The following is a 15,139-nucleotide window of genomic DNA, read 5'->3' on the forward strand; positions in this document are numbered from 1 at the left end:
TTTTATTGTCCACATATATCACGTAAAAGGAGAGTAGAAAGGTTTTACTATGCAGACTTCTTCGGAGTCTTCTTTGACGCCGGTGAGGCAAGAGATCTCTGATGCCTCCGAGCAAGCTGGAGCTGCTGATGAGAGAGAGCTGACAGGCGGAGGTGATGGCTATCGCTGGACGGCACTCTCAGTAACCACAGTAGGGGCCTTGCTGGCTTCTATTCAAGGCTCGGCCTTGCTGATCGCTCTGCCGGCGATTCTGGTCGAGCTGCGGGCCTCGTTCTTCACGATTATGTGGACGTTGATGGGGTATCTGCTGATACTGACTGTGCTGACGCCCATCGTTGGCCGCCTGGCCGATATTTGGGGCCGCAAACGCCTCTACAATAGCGGTTTTCTGCTCTTCGCCCTGGGTTCGCTGGTAGCTGGCCTGGCCCAGCCAGCCTTTCACGGCGCCGATCTGGTGGCAGGACGTCTGATCCAGGGCCTGGGGGCAGCCTTGCTGATGACCAATAGTACGGCGATTGTCACCGATGCCTTTCGCAAGGGAGAGGTCGGCCTGGGCCTGGGTATCAATCAGATCGCCGGGGCCGCAGGCTTCTTGATCGGACCCATTATCGGCGGCCTTCTCACCGAGTGGTCCTGGCGCTGGGTATTCCTTTTTAATGTGCCTCTGGCAACCTTCGGCACGCTCTGGGGAATCTGGCGCTTGCGCGAGCCAGTACGCCCAGCTCGCCAGACCCCCATCGATTGGGTTGGGGGCCTGACGCTTGCTCTGGGCCTCTCTGGGACCTTGCTGGCTCTGACAATGGTGGCTTTCCCTCTGCTGGGCGAGTCGGCCACTGTGGCTATTCTGATAGTGGGCTTGCTGAGCCTGCTCCTGTTCGCCACAATTGAGCCACGCATCAAAGCACCTATCGTACAGCTACAGCTCTTTCGCGAGCGCCTCTTTGCGATGGCGAGTCTAAGTGGCTTGCTGAATGGAATTGCCCGTGGCGCGGTGCTCTTCCTGTTGATCTTCTTTCTCCAGGGACCCTATGGGAAAGATCCTCTGACTGCCGGGCTGATGCTTGCTCCCTTCGGGGCAGCCTTTATGATTATCGGCCCGCTGAGTGGCCGTCTCTCGGACCACATTGGATCCCGTATTCTAACTCCCATCGGTCTGGCCGTCTCGGCTTTGGGCCTGTTGGGCTTGACGACCATCACGCCTACAACACCGTTCTGGCTGCTTTCGCTCTATATGGCTATGATGGGAGGAGGCTCGGGTTTCTTCGTCTCACCCAATACGAATGCGATTATGAGTTCGGTGCCACCCCATCAGCGCGGCGCCGCTTCGGGGCTGCTGGGAATGCTCAATAATACTGGTCAGATGCTCAGTATTGCTATTGTCTTTCCGCTGGCCCTGAAGGGGGTACCAATGGGAGCAGTCATGCAGGTCTTTATCTATGGCGGCGGTATGGGTCAGTTTCCCTCAGCCCTGGCCACCTTTATGCACGGCTTGCACTCAGCGTTTCTGGTGTCGTTCGTTCTGAGCCTGGCAGCGATGCTGGTGGCCGCTTTACGCCCTTCACATCGCTAAAGGGGCATCTGTTAATCGAAAGTTGAGGCCGATGCTGGCTGGACCAGGGGTGCTTGCTTCCCACATACTTTCTCCTGGCGCGGCTTGCCCTCCAATCCGCCGCGCTGCCAGTCGTGGATGACTTAGGCGGGAGCAGGCACCCCTCCCGTCGCTCAGCTCTCCAACCTCCTCTTCTGATTCCCTCTTCATCTGCCCCCCCAGGTCTGTTAGCCCCTGCCTCCCTTGACAAAGCCTCCAGGCCGGATATATAATTCTGATAGTAGATTGATAATGATTATCATTATTAGGTGACCCTAATATCGGGGTCCGAGAGAATCATCAGGCGCTAATGAAAGAGACGTTGAACGCCAATGCCCAGGCAGTGCTGGAGGTTGTGCGCAGCAGCCATAACCACCCGACTGCTCTGGAGGTTTACGAGGCTGTGCGCAAAGTGCGCCCCCGCATCGGGGTGGCGAGTGTCTACCGTATTCTGCACAGCCTGGCGCAGCAAGGGCTGATTCGCGAGTTGGGGCGCAGTGACGAGGCCTGTCGGTACGATGGGCACATCGAGCGCCACGACCACGCAATCTGCACGGCTTGCGGCGCTCTTCTCGATCTGCCTGTCGAGGTGCGTCTCTCAGAGGAGGCGCTTCGCTCGGCAGCACAGGCCGCAGGTATAGAGCTGCACTCGCATGAGGTCAGGCTCTATGGCCTATGCACTGCCTGCCGTCAGCGACTGCAGCAGGCAGAATCAGCGGAAGGTTGAGAGGATTGCCTCGCTCACAGGCAATCGGACAAGCAGATTACAGGCATGGTAGGGGAGTCTTTTTATGCCACAAAACCCGGAGACCGAGACACGACGAGCGGGCGCGGCGACGACCGCGCAGGAAGATCTACCAGCAGAGATGGAAGGGGCTTTACAGCAACGCCCCTCATCGGAGTTAGAGCGGCTGAAGATCGAGCTGGCTGAGATCCTACGAGGGATCGCCTCCAATAATACGGATTCGCGCCACTTCTTGCTGCGCGTGGTCCAGCCTGGTCTGGCCGGGCTGATGGATGGATCGGTTTCTACGCTGGCCCCCATCTTCGCTACGGCCTTCGCTACTCATCGCCCTTTTACGGCATTCCTGGTTGGTCTGGCTGCAGCTACCGGTGCCGGAATCAGCATGGCCTTCTCAGAGGCGCTTTCGGATGACGGCGTGCTGACTGGGCGAGGTAGCCCTATCATCCGCGGAGCTATCACAGGTCTGATGACGTTTGTAGGCGGCTCGCTCCACACGCTGCCCTTCTTGATCACCCATCTGCAGCTCGCCTTGGCTACCGCCTACCTGGTGGTCGCCGCTGAGCTGCTGGCTATTGCCGCTATCCGTCACCGCTACTTCGGTACAAAATGGCTAGTCTCTATTGTTCAGGTCATCGGTAGCGGGATCCTGGTCTTCCTGGCAGCTCTTTTCTTCGGTAACGCCTGACCGGGTTCGGGTCCAAACGAAAGAAAAGAAGAGAGTAGGGTACCATGCTCTCAGTGTTGTCCTTTCTGAGGGGAAGAGCGCCCAGATAGATAAGGGGTACCAGCAATGGAAGCAGTCTCAAGACCACGAGTGAAGATCTGTTGTATCAGCAGCAAGGAGGAAGCGCAGCTGGCGATCCGCTACGGCGCCGATGCCCTGGGCCTGGTTTCGCAGATGCCAAGCGGGCCAGGGGTCATTCCGGAGGAGTTAATCGCGGAGATCGCCGAGACCATCCCGCCGCCGATCGCCTCTTTCCTGTTGACCAGCCAGCAGGATGTCGAGGCGATCATCGACCAGCAGCGCCGCTGCCGCACCAATACGCTGCAGCTAGTCGACCGCCTGCCGCCGGGAAGCCATCAGCGCCTGCGCGCGGCACTGCCCGGTATCGCCCTGGTCCAGGTGATCCATGTGCGTGGCCCGGAATCGGTGGAGGAAGCTCAGGAGATTGCTCCCTTTGTGGATGCCTTGCTGCTCGATTCAGGTCGACCCGATCTGCCGGTCAAAATCCTGGGCGGCACCGGCCAGGTGCACGACTGGAAGATCAGCCGGCGCATTCGTGAGACCGTTCCTATTCCGGTCTTTCTGGCGGGCGGCATCAGCGCCGAGAACGCCCGCGCTGCTATTGAGGAGGTTGCTCCTTTCGGCCTCGATCTCTGCAGTTCGGTACGCACCGAGGGCCGCCTTGATCCTCGCAAGCTAGAGCGTTTCTTCGCCCAGGTTGGGCGTCTCCCGCTTTAGTCGGCCTCGGGCGGCGAGTGGGCACGGCAGCGGGAGAGTGGAGCAGGGAACTACCGGGACAGGGCCATCAGCCAGCCCCCTCCGCTCGTCGGCCTCACTTCAATCGGTTAGCTCCAGTTTGCCCTCACTGACACTCCCATCTGTTCGGATGGAGAAGACACGTGCGTAAGGTGGCTCAGGATAGTATTGCAATGAAAAGATAATGTAGTAGAGGCCGTTGCGCCTAGCCCACTCGATATCACGAGCTGAGGGATAGGCCTCGCTACGCGGGTGAGAATGGTAGTAGGCGAACATCTCACCATCGTAGGTGTCGATGTCGTTAGCGATGCGCAGCAGGTCCTGGGGAGCAATCTCGGAGAAATCATCTGGGTGCTCAGCAGCATTGGGGGTCGGGTAGTTTTTCACCACCCGACCATCCTTGCTCGCCAGCAGACCGCAGGCCTCATTAGGATAGCCGGCGGTGACATGCGCCACCATCTCCGAGTACATTGTACGAGGGATACGCACAACAAAGGCTTCTGCTACCATAAGAGTTTATTCTCCAGCTCTTCCTCCAGCGCGCTCAGGTCGCGCGTCCACAGATCTTCACTGAGATATTTCCAGCCACCGTCTGCGAGGATGACGACGATCTTCCCCCGCTCCATACTGGAAGCGACGCGCAGGGCTGCATGCAGGGCAGCGCCGCAGGAAGGGCCAGCGAAGATACCCTCCTGATCCTTGAGCTGGCGCGTACGCCGGATGGCGTCGATGCCCGAGACCAGGATACGCGCGTCGAGGAGGGACAGGTCCAGCACAGGCGGCACAAAGCCGTCTTCGAGGCTGCGCAGGCCTTGAACACTGTCGCCTTGCATTGGCTCGGCAGCGACGACACGGATGCTCGGGTTGTGCTCCTTGAGACGACGCGCGTTGCCGGTGAGGGTTCCCCCGGTACCCAGGCCGGCCACGAAGACATCGAGGTCGGGGAGATCATTGATGATCTCCACGGCGGTGCTGTAGTAGTGGGCGTCAGGATTGGCCGCGTTGCCGTACTGATAGAGCATTACGTAGCGCTCATCTTTGCGTGCCAGCTCCTGTGCCAGGCGCACGGCGCCATTGCTTCCTTGAGCCCCGTCCGAGAAGATGATGTCCGCGCCATAGAGTTCCAGCAACTGGCGACGCTCGCGCGTCACATTATCGGGCATCACCGCAACGAACTTGTACCCTTTGACTCGCGCAATCATCGCCAGCGCAATGCCAGTATTGCCACTTGTTGGCTCCAGCAGGATCGAGCCTGGCGCCAGCTTGCCGCTAGCCTCAGCCTCCTCGATCATGCGCTTGGCGATGCGGTCCTTAATGCTGCCGGAAGGATTGACCCCCTCCAGCTTGGCAAAGATCTGCACCCCGGGCCGTGGGCTGAAGCTTTTCAGCTCTACCAGCGGCGTATTGCCAATGGTCTCCAGTATGCTGCTATAGCGCATGATGGCATTCCCTACTCCTGGCCTCCGCCAGCCATTGCGGGCAGCAGAATCACCGTGTCGTTGGGACCTACTGCTGTCTGCAGGCCCTGGAGGTAGCGCACGTCTTGATCGTTGACATAGACGTTGACAAAGCGGCTTAACTCTTCCTCGGGCTGAATCTGCTCTTTGAGGGCAGGATACTGCCGATAGAGGTCCGCCAGTACTTCCGCTAGTGTGTTGCCTTGGGCGCTGACTTGCTTGGCACCCCCCGCTGCTGCGCGCAGCACTGGGGCGAGACGCACTGTCGCCATAGTTCTCTTCCTACTCCTCTTGAGATACTGCTACAACTTCTACCACACACCGCTCGCTCAGTCAGTCAGCTGAGCAATCACGCCTGCCTAGCGATGCCAGCGCGGGCGAGCCGATCTCCCTCGCACTGTACTCGCCTGCGCCAGCACCGGCCTGTTCCTATCATGGCAGGATCGCTGCAAGATAGCCACGGTAAGGACGCGATCCACCGTCCCGACCACCGGCCGCCAATGAGCAACCTCACACGCTGGCCGCTTCCCCTCCGGCATGACATCAGGCCGAGAGAGCGCAAACGTCAGCGTAGGTTGGCAAGTTCTCAGGATGGGCATTCTCGCCACAAGCTGGGCACTGCGGATCACGATAGAGCTTTAGCTCGCTGAACTCCCCAGCGAGGGCATCGTAGGTCAGCAGTCGCCCGACCAGCGGCTCTCCAATACCCAACAGGAGCTTGATGGTCTCGACGGCCTGCAGCAGACCGATCACGCCGGGCAGTACGCCAAGCACTCCAGCCTCGGCGCAGCTAGGAGCCAGGGCCGCCGGAGGTGGCTCTGGATAGAGGCAGCGATAGCACGGCCCCTCGTGCGGCTTGAAGACGGTGACCTGGCCTTCGAAGCGGAAGACACTTCCGTGCACTACCGGCTTGTTGGCAATGATCGAGGCATCGTTGAGCAGGTAGCGCGTTGGGAAGTTGTCGGTGCCATCGATGATGACATCGTAGTCGGCGATGATGCGCGCCACGTTGGTCTCATCGAGGCGGTCAACGTAGGTGATGACCTTGACATCAGGGTTGAGCGCCTCTATGGTCTCGCGCGCTGACTCGGCCTTGTACTTGCCAATACGACTGACGTTATGTAGGATCTGACGCTGGAGATTGCTTTCATCGACGACGTCCGAGTCGATGACGCCGATGGTACCAACCCCCGCCGCTGCCAGATAATAGGCTGCTGGCGAGCCAAGACCACCCGCCCCCAGCAAGAGGACGCGCGAGTCGAGCAGCTTTAACTGCCCCGCTTCACCGACCTCAGGGATGAGCAGGTGGCGGCTGTAGCGCTTGCGCTGCGCCTCCCCCAGCGTGCGCGGCTGCGCCACCTCATAGCCACGGGCGCGCCATTGGCCAAAGCCGCCCGCCATTGAGATGACGTTTTGGTAGCCCATCTGCTTGAGGGTGGCTCCCGCCATGAGCGAGCGCACACCGCCAGCGCAGTAGAGCACCACCGGCTTTGTCTTATCAGGTACCGCCTCTTCAATCTGTAGCTCTAGATAGCCACGCGGCACGTGCAGCGCACCGGGAATGTAGCCCTCGTTCCACTCGTGTTTCTCACGCACGTCAACCAGAACCAGGTCCTGCGCTCCCTCCCCCTTGCGTTTGAGAGCCTCATGAACCTGGTCGGGCGTCCACTCCGGCACTAGCTCGCGGGCGCGCCGCATGATTTCCCTGGACGCTTCGCCCATCGCTCTACACCTTTCGATTGTTGACTATGTTCATCGAGTTTGTCGCGTCGTGCTAAAGACAGACTATCACGCGCTCTTTTGATCTGTCAAGGAAGAGCTAATCAGTGAGGAGGGGTCGGCCTTTTCACGACATCCTTATTTTTAAGAACAGCCAGAGCTAGGCCATTTATTCCTCTTCCCGTCGGCTAGCGCCGCCCTGGCTCTACCAGGGAGCTTCACTCTCCCTGGTAGAGCGAAAAGCCACCGGCGTTTGCTGGCACACGGCAAGCAACGCGTTTGCTATTTACCCTTACTCCTTCAGTGCGCTTAGCTCTGCTGCTGGAGCGCTCGCAGAACGCGCTCGGGCGTCATGGGCAGGTGAGTCAGGCGCACCCCGAGAGCCGCCTTGACGGCGTTGGCGATGGCTCCGGCTACAGGAACCACTGGAGGCTCGCCTACTCCTTTGGCACCGAAAGGACCATGCTCGGATGGGACCTCGACGAGCAGAGGGGTGATGGTTGGAACATCGGTGCTATGGGGCAGAGCATAATCCATGAGCGTGGCGGTGAGAAGTTGCCCATGCTCGTCGTAGACGAATCCTTCAAAGAGGGCCCAGCCGATGCCCTGGGTGACCCCACCGTGAATCTGGCCTTCGATCTCAGCAGGGTTGATGGCGAAACCCACATCCTGGGCCGCCAGATAGTCGAGGACACGCACTTCGCCCGTTTCAGGGTCAACGGCGACGCGCGCGACATGGGCCGCATACATGGGCGAGGAGCCGAGGGCCGAGCGCCCACGGCCATAGATCGGCTGATAGCGGCTGCCAAAAGCTGTGGTGACTTGACCGATCTTCTGGAGAGTAACAGAGCGATCGGGCACACCTCGCACCACAACGCGGTCTCGCTCGATCTCCAGGTCCTCAACGGCGGCCTCCAGCAGCTCGGCAGCTACCTCCAGGATTTGCTGACGGGCGTCACGCACAGCGGCCAGCACAGCCGGCCCCATCGTGTAGGTGATCTTGCTGCCGCCGGTACTGCCGCTGTGAGGTACGTTGTCGGAGCTGCCATGTTCGATCTGCACCAGCTCGGGCGAGACCCCCAGCCCTTCGGCGGCGATCAGGGTCAGCGCCGAGTCGGTACCGGTCAGATCGACGGTGCCAACGATCACTGTGAGGCGTCCATCGCGGTCGAGTCGGCAGGCTGCCGCCGCAGGCTCGGTACCGCCCGGCCAGCCGCCGACCGCCAGACCAATACCAACCTTCCAGCCGCTTAGCTCGGGCGGCGGCGTCAACAGCTCCCGACGTCGCGCCCAGAGAGGATGCTCTCGCACCTTCTCCAGACAGTCTAGCAGCCCAATACGTGGCCAACGGGGACGCCGACGATCCAGCGCGGGGTCTCCTTCGCGCAGACCGTTTTTGAGACGAAACTCCAGCGGGTCCATGCCCAGCTCACTGCACAGCTCGTCGACAGTCGACTCCAGGGCAAAAGTCGCCTGGGGCGCTCCGGGAGCTCGATAGGCCCCAACGCCAACCTTGTTGGTCAGTACCTCATAACAGCGGATATCGATATTGGGACAGCGGTAGGTGCTGGCCAGAATAAAACCAGCCAGGCCAGCAGCAGCTCCGGCATAGGCCCCACTATCGAAAATGACCTCGCCCTGGAGGGCGACGAGCGTGCCATCCCGCCTGGCTCCGAGTCTGACAGCAATGATGGCCTGGGGCGCAGGATTGGCCGCTAAGAGGTCCTCGCTACGCGTGAAAACGAGGCGCACCGGTCGTCGGCTGGCACGGGCCGCAGCGACTACGAGCGGCTCCAGCAAGGTAAATTTGCCTCCAAAGGCGCCCCCGATCGGTACTGACTCAACATGGATCTGGCGCTCGGGCAGATTGAGAGCCTCAGCAATCTCCGTGCGAGTGGTAAAGAGGCCCTGGGCGCTGGCCCAGACGGTGTACTGCGTCCCATCGGGGGAGGGCATGACCGTAATCGATTGCGGCTCCAGGTAGGATTGATGCACCACGCTGGTCCGATAGCGCCGCTCAACTACTACCTCGGCCTCACGCCAGCCGGCCTCGATATCACCTTGCCGCAGGTGGCTCCTGTCACTGACGTTCTCAGAAAGAGGCCGGCTCTCTTGCCCGTCTTCCTCTTCTCCTCCGGCTACAGCAGCATGGGCCTCTCCGCCAGCGATCTCTCCAGCCTGCTTCTTCTCTAACAGGCGCGTCAGGGGAGCGCCTGGCTCCATCGCCGCTAACGGATCAACAACCACCGGTAGCGGCTCATAGTCGACCTCGATCGCTGCAGCTCCATCGGCGGCGGCGGCCTCGCTCTCCGCCAGGACGAGAGCTACGGGCTGACCGGCCCAAAGCACTTCCTGGCGCGCCAGGGGCGATTTGGTACGCTCACCCGGATTGTAACCCTCTAGTGGCAACGTCTCACCCGTATAGATAGCGTGTACACCAGGCACAGCTAGCGCCTGGCTGGTATTAATATTGACAATGCGGGCATGAGCATACGGACTGAGTACGGGTCGCGCATAGAGCAGCTTGCCCGGCACTGGAATATCGCCAGCATAGCGCGCTTGCCCGGTGACTTTGGCGGGCGCGTCTGGGCGCTGATAGGGCTTGCCTATGGCTCTGTATTCAGCCGATCTGTCAGCTGTCTGTGTCATCGGTCACTCACTCGCTCACTCTGCTCAGAGGCAGGCCAAGGAAGAGAAAACCACAGAGATCAGCTCCGGTTTCGCCCTGCCTCCTGGATAAAAAGCAGCTACTTACCAAAAAACAGTCCGCCCACAGTGTAGCACAAACTCTGCCTGTCTGTCATGGGAGCGACGGGAGGAGAGTAAGCAGGCACAGAGGCAAGGCGTAAAGTGAAGGCGGGAGGAGAGCAGGCGGCGCACTCGTTAGGCCGGATAGCACGAGGGAAGTAAGCTATTGGGACGGAGTGCGCCGCCTGTCACCGATGGAGGCAATGAGACGACAAGGCCACCAGAGAACCAGGAGGATCTTTGAGAAGCTAGCGGGGCCGCTGAGCTTGACGGGCCATGCTTCTTCACTTTCTTCGACTGGGGCTGCTGCTCTTCCTCCGGTTCCCTTGGATGCCTCTTGATGCTGCCCGTCTAGCGTGAGTGCAGTTGAATTCCTGCTCTGTCTGGTGGTGTTGCTCGCGGGCTCCCAGGCAAGCCTGAGAAGAGCCGGGAGAGCGAGGCAAAGGGGCAAGAGACCTGACGGAGGCCGCAGAGATTGAGTCCACCGTCAGGAGATCCCTGGCACCCTTTGCCTCTATCGAGCAGGGGTCAGAGCACCACGGCCACCAGCAAATGGCTCTGAATGTCAGTGGTAGTGCCCAGGCCAAGCGAGAGATTGAGGGCGGAGCCACCGCAGGCTGTATTGCTACTCAGCTTGAGATCAGTGGCCAGCACCAGATCGATCGGGTAAATGTAGCCCGAAACAGTGGCGTGGGCAGCGGTCAGATAACCGGCGCCACAGATCGTATTGCTGATGATGCTGACGCCGCTGCCCTGAATGGTAATACCGGCCTGGTAGGACTGGCCCGCCGCGCCGCTAACGTTGAGAATGCGCGCATTGCTAATAGTGTTGCTGAGCAGGACAATGTGGGTAGCTGTGCGGGCCGAGACGCAGAGACCCTGGCGCGCACCAATGCTCAGCTCGGAGATCCAGATGCCAATATCGTTATCCTGCAGGACGTTCGACTTTAGCTGCAGGCCCAGCGTCAGCGGCAGGCCATAGCAGGAGCCACCGACTACCGCGATGCCAGCCGCAACCCCCGGCTGGCTGCCAACATAAATATTGGCAGTAATGTGGTTGCCACTCAGGGAGACATGGGCGCCGCCCACGATCTGGATGCCTGTCTGAGCCACAAAGGAAATCGGACCCAGGCCAATCAAGGTATTGTTGGTAATGACGGCGCTGTCCGATGGTCCGGCAATGATGACACCCGAGCGCAGATAGTGCGTGATGGTGTTGCCTTCGATGGTGCCACAAGCGTGGCTATCATTGGCGAAATAGATGCCTACCCCAACGTGAATGTTGCTCAGATGGACATCGCCAATGTCATGAATGCGCGACTGCTTGATCGTCACGTTCGCACCAACATTCAGGACACCGAAGTCCAGCGCACCATAAATATCTGCATTGACAATGGAACCGGTCACACCGCTGCTGAAAAAGACTCCAACGTCACAGCCCGTCGCGTTAACGACCCCTGTGACCGTGGTCGAGGGGTTGACCAGTGCCGCCGTCAGGGTGACTCCATGCCAGCTAAAACCCGTTGACTTACAGCTCGTATGCCAGGCACGCGCCCCAACAAGCTGCGATAGACCCAGACTCAACAACGCTATCACAAGCGCCAACGGTACACATGCCGCCAAAATCAAGGAAGCTTTTCTTCGCAATGCCTTCCTCCACTTGACACCTGTAAGATGTTGCGCAGTCCCTTCCTCCTCTCACTCCAGGCGGAATGGGCTGCACGATACTCCTGAAGGCACTCAACCGAGTACCTTCTCCTATCGAAGCGTGGAAAAATATAACACGCTTTCCCATCGATGTCAATAAAGAATCTGCATTGTGATAATTTATGAATACATTGTAATGTTGAGTGATCTAAATATATAGATATTAATTAGAGGTGATACAGGAGAGACAGCTCTGGTTGAAGCTTGGATGGTCCAGGGGCGGGAGAGAGAAAAGGCGAGACAGCTCTCTCGAAGAGAGAACAGCGCCCCGGAAAACAGCGCGTAGACTGGCGTTGTTTTCCGGGGCCAGAGGCACGCCTCGGCTGCCAGACCGTCGCCACGTCAGTTCTTGACGAGATCAGGCCACTTTCATGGCAGCATGCAGGGCGCGATCCAGATCCCACAGGATATCTTCGATATCCTCGATGCCGATGGAGACGCGGATCATATCCGGCGTCACTCCACCCGCTAGCTGATCCTCTTCGGAGAGCTGCTGATGGGTGGTGCTGGCCGGGTGAATGATCAGGCTGCGCGTGTCACCGACGTTGGCCAGGTGGGAGAAGAGGCGGACATTGTTGATAACGGCCTTGCCGGCCTCGTAGCCCCCTTTGACGCCAAAGGTAAAGATGGCACCGGCACCGCGTGGCAAATAGCGCCTGGCCAGTTCATAGTAAGGACTATCGGGCAAGCCTGGATAGTTAACCCAGCTGACTGCCGGATGTTCCTTGAGGAACTGAGCGACCTGAAGCGCGTTCTGGCAGTGCCGTTCCATACGCAACGAGAGCGTCTCCAGACCCTGCAGTAGCAGGAAGGCATTGAAGGGACTCAAGCAGGGGCCGGTGTCGCGTAGGGTCTCACAGCGAGCCTTCATGACGAAGGCGAAGTCGCCGAAGGTCTCGTAGAAGCGTACGCCATGATAGCCCGGTGATGGATCAACGATGTGCGGAAATTTGCCGTTATCCCAGGGGAATTTCCCGGATTCGACAAGGACGCCGGCGATTGAGTTACCATGACCACCGATGAATTTGGTGGCTGAATGCACTACGATGTCGGTGCCGTGCTCGAAGGGACGGCAGAGATAGGGTGTAGCAAAGGTATTATCGACGATGAGCGGCAGGCCAGCTTCGTGGGCAATCTCGGCAACAGCCTTGATGTCGAGGACATCCCCCCGCGGGTTGCCGATGGTCTCCCCATAGAGTGCGCGTGTGCGCGGAGTGATAGCGCGCCGGTAGTTTTCAGGGTCGCTGCTGTCAACAAAGATGGTATTGATCCCCCAGGTGCGCAGGGTAATGTCAAACTGGGTGTGTGTGCCTCCGTAAAGGCTGCTGGATGAAACCAGCTCGTCGCCAGGTCGCAGAAGCGTTAGCATGGTGACCATCTGGGCCGCCATACCCGAGGCGGTGGCGACAGCCCCAGTGCCTCCCTCCAGGGCGGCGATGCGCTCTTCAAAGGCCGCCGTGGTGGGATTCATGATGCGCGTGTAGATGTTGCCGAAGCGTTGCAAGGCAAAGAGATGGGCCGCATGATCAGTGTCATCAAAGACGAAGGAGGTCGTTTGATAAATGGGTACTGCCCTGGCCCCAGTGGTTGGATCGGGTCGCTGACCAGCATGGACCGATAGAGTGTTGAAGCCGAAGATATGATCGCCGTCGATTTCTGGCATCCTCTATTCCCCTCTTCTCTCGTGTAGGCTAGGCTCCTTTTTGGCTGGTGTGCTGTGGTGCGCTCACCATCGTCAGGCAGGCCGGCCAGGAGCACAGAGATGGTCACTTGCCGGGCCGGGCGGCTGGCTGACTATTATGTAGTATCGTATCACATGTGCTCCGGCCTTCGGCAGCCCTCACGCGGGGAGGCGCTGGGGGAGATGGAGGATGGAGAGATGGCTGCAGTCTCTCCTCGCTCTGCAGTACAATAAAGGACGGGGTCTTGCCTACGCTTTGCCCCGTGGCTCTCTGCGCTTCACCGCGGCGAGGTGGACAAAGATGGCCTGAGTCGCAATTGTCTTAAGAAGGATGAGGTCGAGCGTTCTATGATGCAGTATGCTCCTGATATGTATGATCGTCTGAAGCTCCTTCAGACGTATCGCCATGTGGCCATTGTCGGCATCTCGGCTGATCCCTATCGCCCGAGCCATTTCGTGGCCATTTATCTGCAGGCCGAGGGCTATCATATCATTTTGGTGAATCCGCGCTACGCCGGGCAGACGATCCTCGGCAAGCGGGTCTATGCTTCGCTGACGGAGGCCAAGGAGGCCGGTGAAACGATCGAGATAGTGGATGTCTTCCGCAAGCCCGAGGATGTTCTGCCTATTGCTGAGGAGGCGATTCGCATCGGGGCGAAGGTGCTCTGGCTTCAGCTCGGTATTCGCAGCGATGAGGCCGGACGCCTGGCTCAGGAGGCTGGCTTGATCTTCGTGCAGAATAAGTGTATTAAGATGGAACATGCTCGTTTCTTCGGCGGCCTGCATACTGTTGGACTGAACACGGGCGTAGTTCTTTCGCGGGCCTTGCCTCGGGCTGAGGTACTGAAGCCCTCTTCTGCTGAGCTGGTGCGCTAGGCTGCGGCTTTGGCCTTCCTTCCCTGAAGGCTTGGCCCGGAGAGAGGCCGGTCCCGCCCCGCTGGCACTTGGACACGGGGGTGGCGTTGCCCCAGGGCAGGGAACCGAGACCGGCCTCATCGTTCCGATCAGCGCAGTGCGCTGCGCTGATCGCGCTCTTCGCCTTAGCGGAAATGGGGCAAGACGCTACGCACGAAGCGCTCCAGCGAGGGAATGTCCAGAAAGCGGAAGATAAAGTGGGAGACACCGACTTCAATGAATTGCTCCAGTTCCCGAATGACTTCGGCGGGACTGCCAGCGATGAAGTGCTTTTTGGGGTCGCGTACGACCAGGGCGGGATCATCGGCAACGCTGGCGGTGCTGAGATAGGTCAGAGTGATCTCAGCCGGATTGCGCCCGAGTCGCTGGCAGTGCTGACGTAATATGCTCAGTTTGCGGCTGTATTCTTCGAGCGTGCAGGAATTGAAGTTCCAGAGGTCGGCATAGCGCGCGGTAATGGCCAGGGTGCGCTGCTCACCCCCGCCCCCAATGAGGAGGGGGATCGACGGCTGCGGGACCGGCAGGCAGTGCGCCGCTTCGATACGATAGTGCTTCCCGCTAAAGGTGGCTGGCCCCCCCTGCCACAAGAGCCGCATGATTTGAAGCGCCTCTTCCAGCTGCTCCATCCGCTCTTTGACACTGGGGAAGTGATAGCCGTAGGCGCGATATTCATGTTCCTGCCAGCCAGCGCCAAGGCCGAGGATCAGCCGCCCACCGGACATGAGTTGCAGATTGGCGGCCATTTTAGCTAGTAGCGCCGGATTGCGGTACCCCTGGCCAAGGACTAGTGAGCCGACTTTTAGGTGGGGATAGCTTGCCGCTACATAACACATGGTCGAGAAGCATTCCATGACGGCTGCTTCTCCCCAGTCAAAGTGATCCTCTACCCAGATGGTGCTGAACCCTTCTGCTGCCAGAATCAGTCGCTGATTATAGTCCCATAGCTCATCTGGACCCAAGGGGGGGCGCTGCATCATTTGAAGCATCAAACCAAATTCAACACGACTCACGCTTGCTCGTCCCTTCTATCAAAATAGACCTGAGCAGGCTTGCTCTCGTCGAAAGCATCATATCACATGTCAGCACCCCACTGCGGGAA

Annotated in this window: 13 protein-coding genes; 5 read left to right on the forward strand and 8 right to left on the reverse strand. The window is 59.4% G+C overall.

All coding sequences use genetic code 11. The features are described 5' to 3' along the window. Positions 1-49: 49 nt before the first annotated feature. The 4 genes from KTAU_RS02045 (at position 50) to KTAU_RS02060 (ending at position 3,795) form a co-directional block, all read left to right on the forward strand. The gene (locus tag KTAU_RS02045) at positions 50-1,570 is read left to right on the forward strand and encodes an MFS transporter (RefSeq protein WP_151726798.1); all 1,521 of its coding nucleotides are present in this window, start codon (positions 50-52) and stop codon (positions 1,568-1,570) included. 328 nt (positions 1,571-1,898) lie between these two features. After that, a complete protein-coding gene (locus tag KTAU_RS02050; RefSeq protein WP_151726799.1) occupies positions 1,899-2,315 on the forward strand; it encodes a Fur family transcriptional regulator in 417 nt (138 codons plus the stop codon). Between the two features lie 64 nt (positions 2,316-2,379). Further along, positions 2,380-3,018, forward strand: coding sequence for a VIT1/CCC1 transporter family protein (locus tag KTAU_RS02055; RefSeq protein WP_228026282.1), 639 nt, complete (start codon positions 2,380-2,382; stop codon positions 3,016-3,018). A 105-nt stretch (positions 3,019-3,123) separates the two neighbouring features. Further along, positions 3,124-3,795 (forward strand): phosphoribosylanthranilate isomerase, encoded by a 672-nt coding sequence (locus KTAU_RS02060; protein WP_151726800.1) that lies wholly within the window; start codon positions 3,124-3,126, stop codon positions 3,793-3,795. Between the two features lie 99 nt (positions 3,796-3,894). Here KTAU_RS02060 and KTAU_RS02065 read toward each other — a convergent pair whose 3' ends face one another. The 7 genes from KTAU_RS02065 to KTAU_RS02095 form a co-directional block, all read right to left on the reverse strand. Further along, on the reverse strand, positions 3,895-4,323 hold the full coding sequence (locus KTAU_RS02065; RefSeq protein ID WP_151726801.1) for a M67 family metallopeptidase: 429 nt from the start codon (positions 4,321-4,323) through the stop codon (positions 3,895-3,897). After that, the gene (locus tag KTAU_RS02070; protein WP_151726802.1) at positions 4,317-5,252 is read right to left on the reverse strand and encodes a PLP-dependent cysteine synthase family protein; all 936 of its coding nucleotides are present in this window, start codon (positions 5,250-5,252) and stop codon (positions 4,317-4,319) included. The genes KTAU_RS02065 and KTAU_RS02070 overlap by 7 nt, the downstream gene beginning before the upstream one ends. Positions 5,253-5,263: 11 nt before the next feature. Next, on the reverse strand, positions 5,264-5,542 hold the full coding sequence (locus KTAU_RS02075) for a MoaD/ThiS family protein (protein WP_112428156.1): 279 nt from the start codon (positions 5,540-5,542) through the stop codon (positions 5,264-5,266). Between the two features lie 271 nt (positions 5,543-5,813). Further along, positions 5,814-6,992: a molybdopterin-synthase adenylyltransferase MoeB gene (moeB, locus tag KTAU_RS02080; RefSeq protein ID WP_112428158.1), complete on the reverse strand. Its 1,179-nt coding sequence runs from the start codon at positions 6,990-6,992 to the stop codon at positions 5,814-5,816. Positions 6,993-7,298: 306 nt separating this feature from the next. Beyond that, complete coding sequence (locus tag KTAU_RS02085) at positions 7,299-9,638, reverse strand: xanthine dehydrogenase family protein molybdopterin-binding subunit (protein ID WP_151726803.1); 2,340 nt, start codon at positions 9,636-9,638, stop codon at positions 7,299-7,301. A gap of 627 nt (positions 9,639-10,265) precedes the next feature. Beyond that, positions 10,266-11,366: a right-handed parallel beta-helix repeat-containing protein gene (locus KTAU_RS02090; RefSeq protein WP_170292996.1), complete on the reverse strand. Its 1,101-nt coding sequence runs from the start codon at positions 11,364-11,366 to the stop codon at positions 10,266-10,268. A 436-nt stretch (positions 11,367-11,802) separates the two neighbouring features. Next, positions 11,803-13,107 carry an O-acetylhomoserine aminocarboxypropyltransferase gene (locus KTAU_RS02095; RefSeq protein ID WP_151726805.1) on the reverse strand — a complete coding sequence of 435 codons (1,305 nt, stop codon included), beginning with the start codon at positions 13,105-13,107 and terminating at the stop codon, positions 11,803-11,805. A 366-nt stretch (positions 13,108-13,473) separates the two neighbouring features. Between KTAU_RS02095 and KTAU_RS02100 the strand changes: the two genes are divergently transcribed. Next, entirely contained in the window at positions 13,474-14,001 is a 528-nt protein-coding gene (locus KTAU_RS02100; protein ID WP_228026283.1) for a CoA-binding protein, read from the forward strand. A 164-nt stretch (positions 14,002-14,165) separates the two neighbouring features. Here the strand turns inward: KTAU_RS02100 and KTAU_RS02105 are convergent, their stop codons facing one another. Beyond that, positions 14,166-15,050: an LLM class flavin-dependent oxidoreductase gene (locus tag KTAU_RS02105; protein WP_151726806.1), complete on the reverse strand. Its 885-nt coding sequence runs from the start codon at positions 15,048-15,050 to the stop codon at positions 14,166-14,168. Positions 15,051-15,139 lie beyond the last annotated feature (89 nt).

Source organism: Thermogemmatispora aurantia (genome assembly GCF_008974285.1).
Taxonomy (GTDB): Bacteria; Chloroflexota; Ktedonobacteria; order Ktedonobacterales; family Ktedonobacteraceae; genus Thermogemmatispora; species Thermogemmatispora aurantia.

Coding starts and splice junctions, on each gene's coding strand:
- moeB (WP_112428158.1), bottom strand. CDS start 6,992: ATGGGCGAAGCGTCCAGGGAAATCATGCGGCGCGCCCGCGAGCTAGTG.
- KTAU_RS02045 (WP_151726798.1), top strand. CDS start 50: ATGCAGACTTCTTCGGAGTCTTCTTTGACGCCGGTGAGGCAAGAGATC.
- KTAU_RS02060 (WP_151726800.1), top strand. CDS start 3,124: ATGGAAGCAGTCTCAAGACCACGAGTGAAGATCTGTTGTATCAGCAGC.
- KTAU_RS02050 (WP_151726799.1), top strand. CDS start 1,899: ATGAAAGAGACGTTGAACGCCAATGCCCAGGCAGTGCTGGAGGTTGTG.
- KTAU_RS02075 (WP_112428156.1), bottom strand. CDS start 5,542: ATGGCGACAGTGCGTCTCGCCCCAGTGCTGCGCGCAGCAGCGGGGGGT.
- KTAU_RS02095 (WP_151726805.1), bottom strand. CDS start 13,107: ATGCCAGAAATCGACGGCGATCATATCTTCGGCTTCAACACTCTATCG.
- KTAU_RS02100 (WP_228026283.1), top strand. CDS start 13,474: ATGATGCAGTATGCTCCTGATATGTATGATCGTCTGAAGCTCCTTCAG.
- KTAU_RS02070 (WP_151726802.1), bottom strand. CDS start 5,252: ATGCGCTATAGCAGCATACTGGAGACCATTGGCAATACGCCGCTGGTA.
- KTAU_RS02085 (WP_151726803.1), bottom strand. CDS start 9,638: ATGACACAGACAGCTGACAGATCGGCTGAATACAGAGCCATAGGCAAG.
- KTAU_RS02065 (WP_151726801.1), bottom strand. CDS start 4,323: ATGGTAGCAGAAGCCTTTGTTGTGCGTATCCCTCGTACAATGTACTCG.
- KTAU_RS02055 (WP_228026282.1), top strand. CDS start 2,380: ATGCCACAAAACCCGGAGACCGAGACACGACGAGCGGGCGCGGCGACG.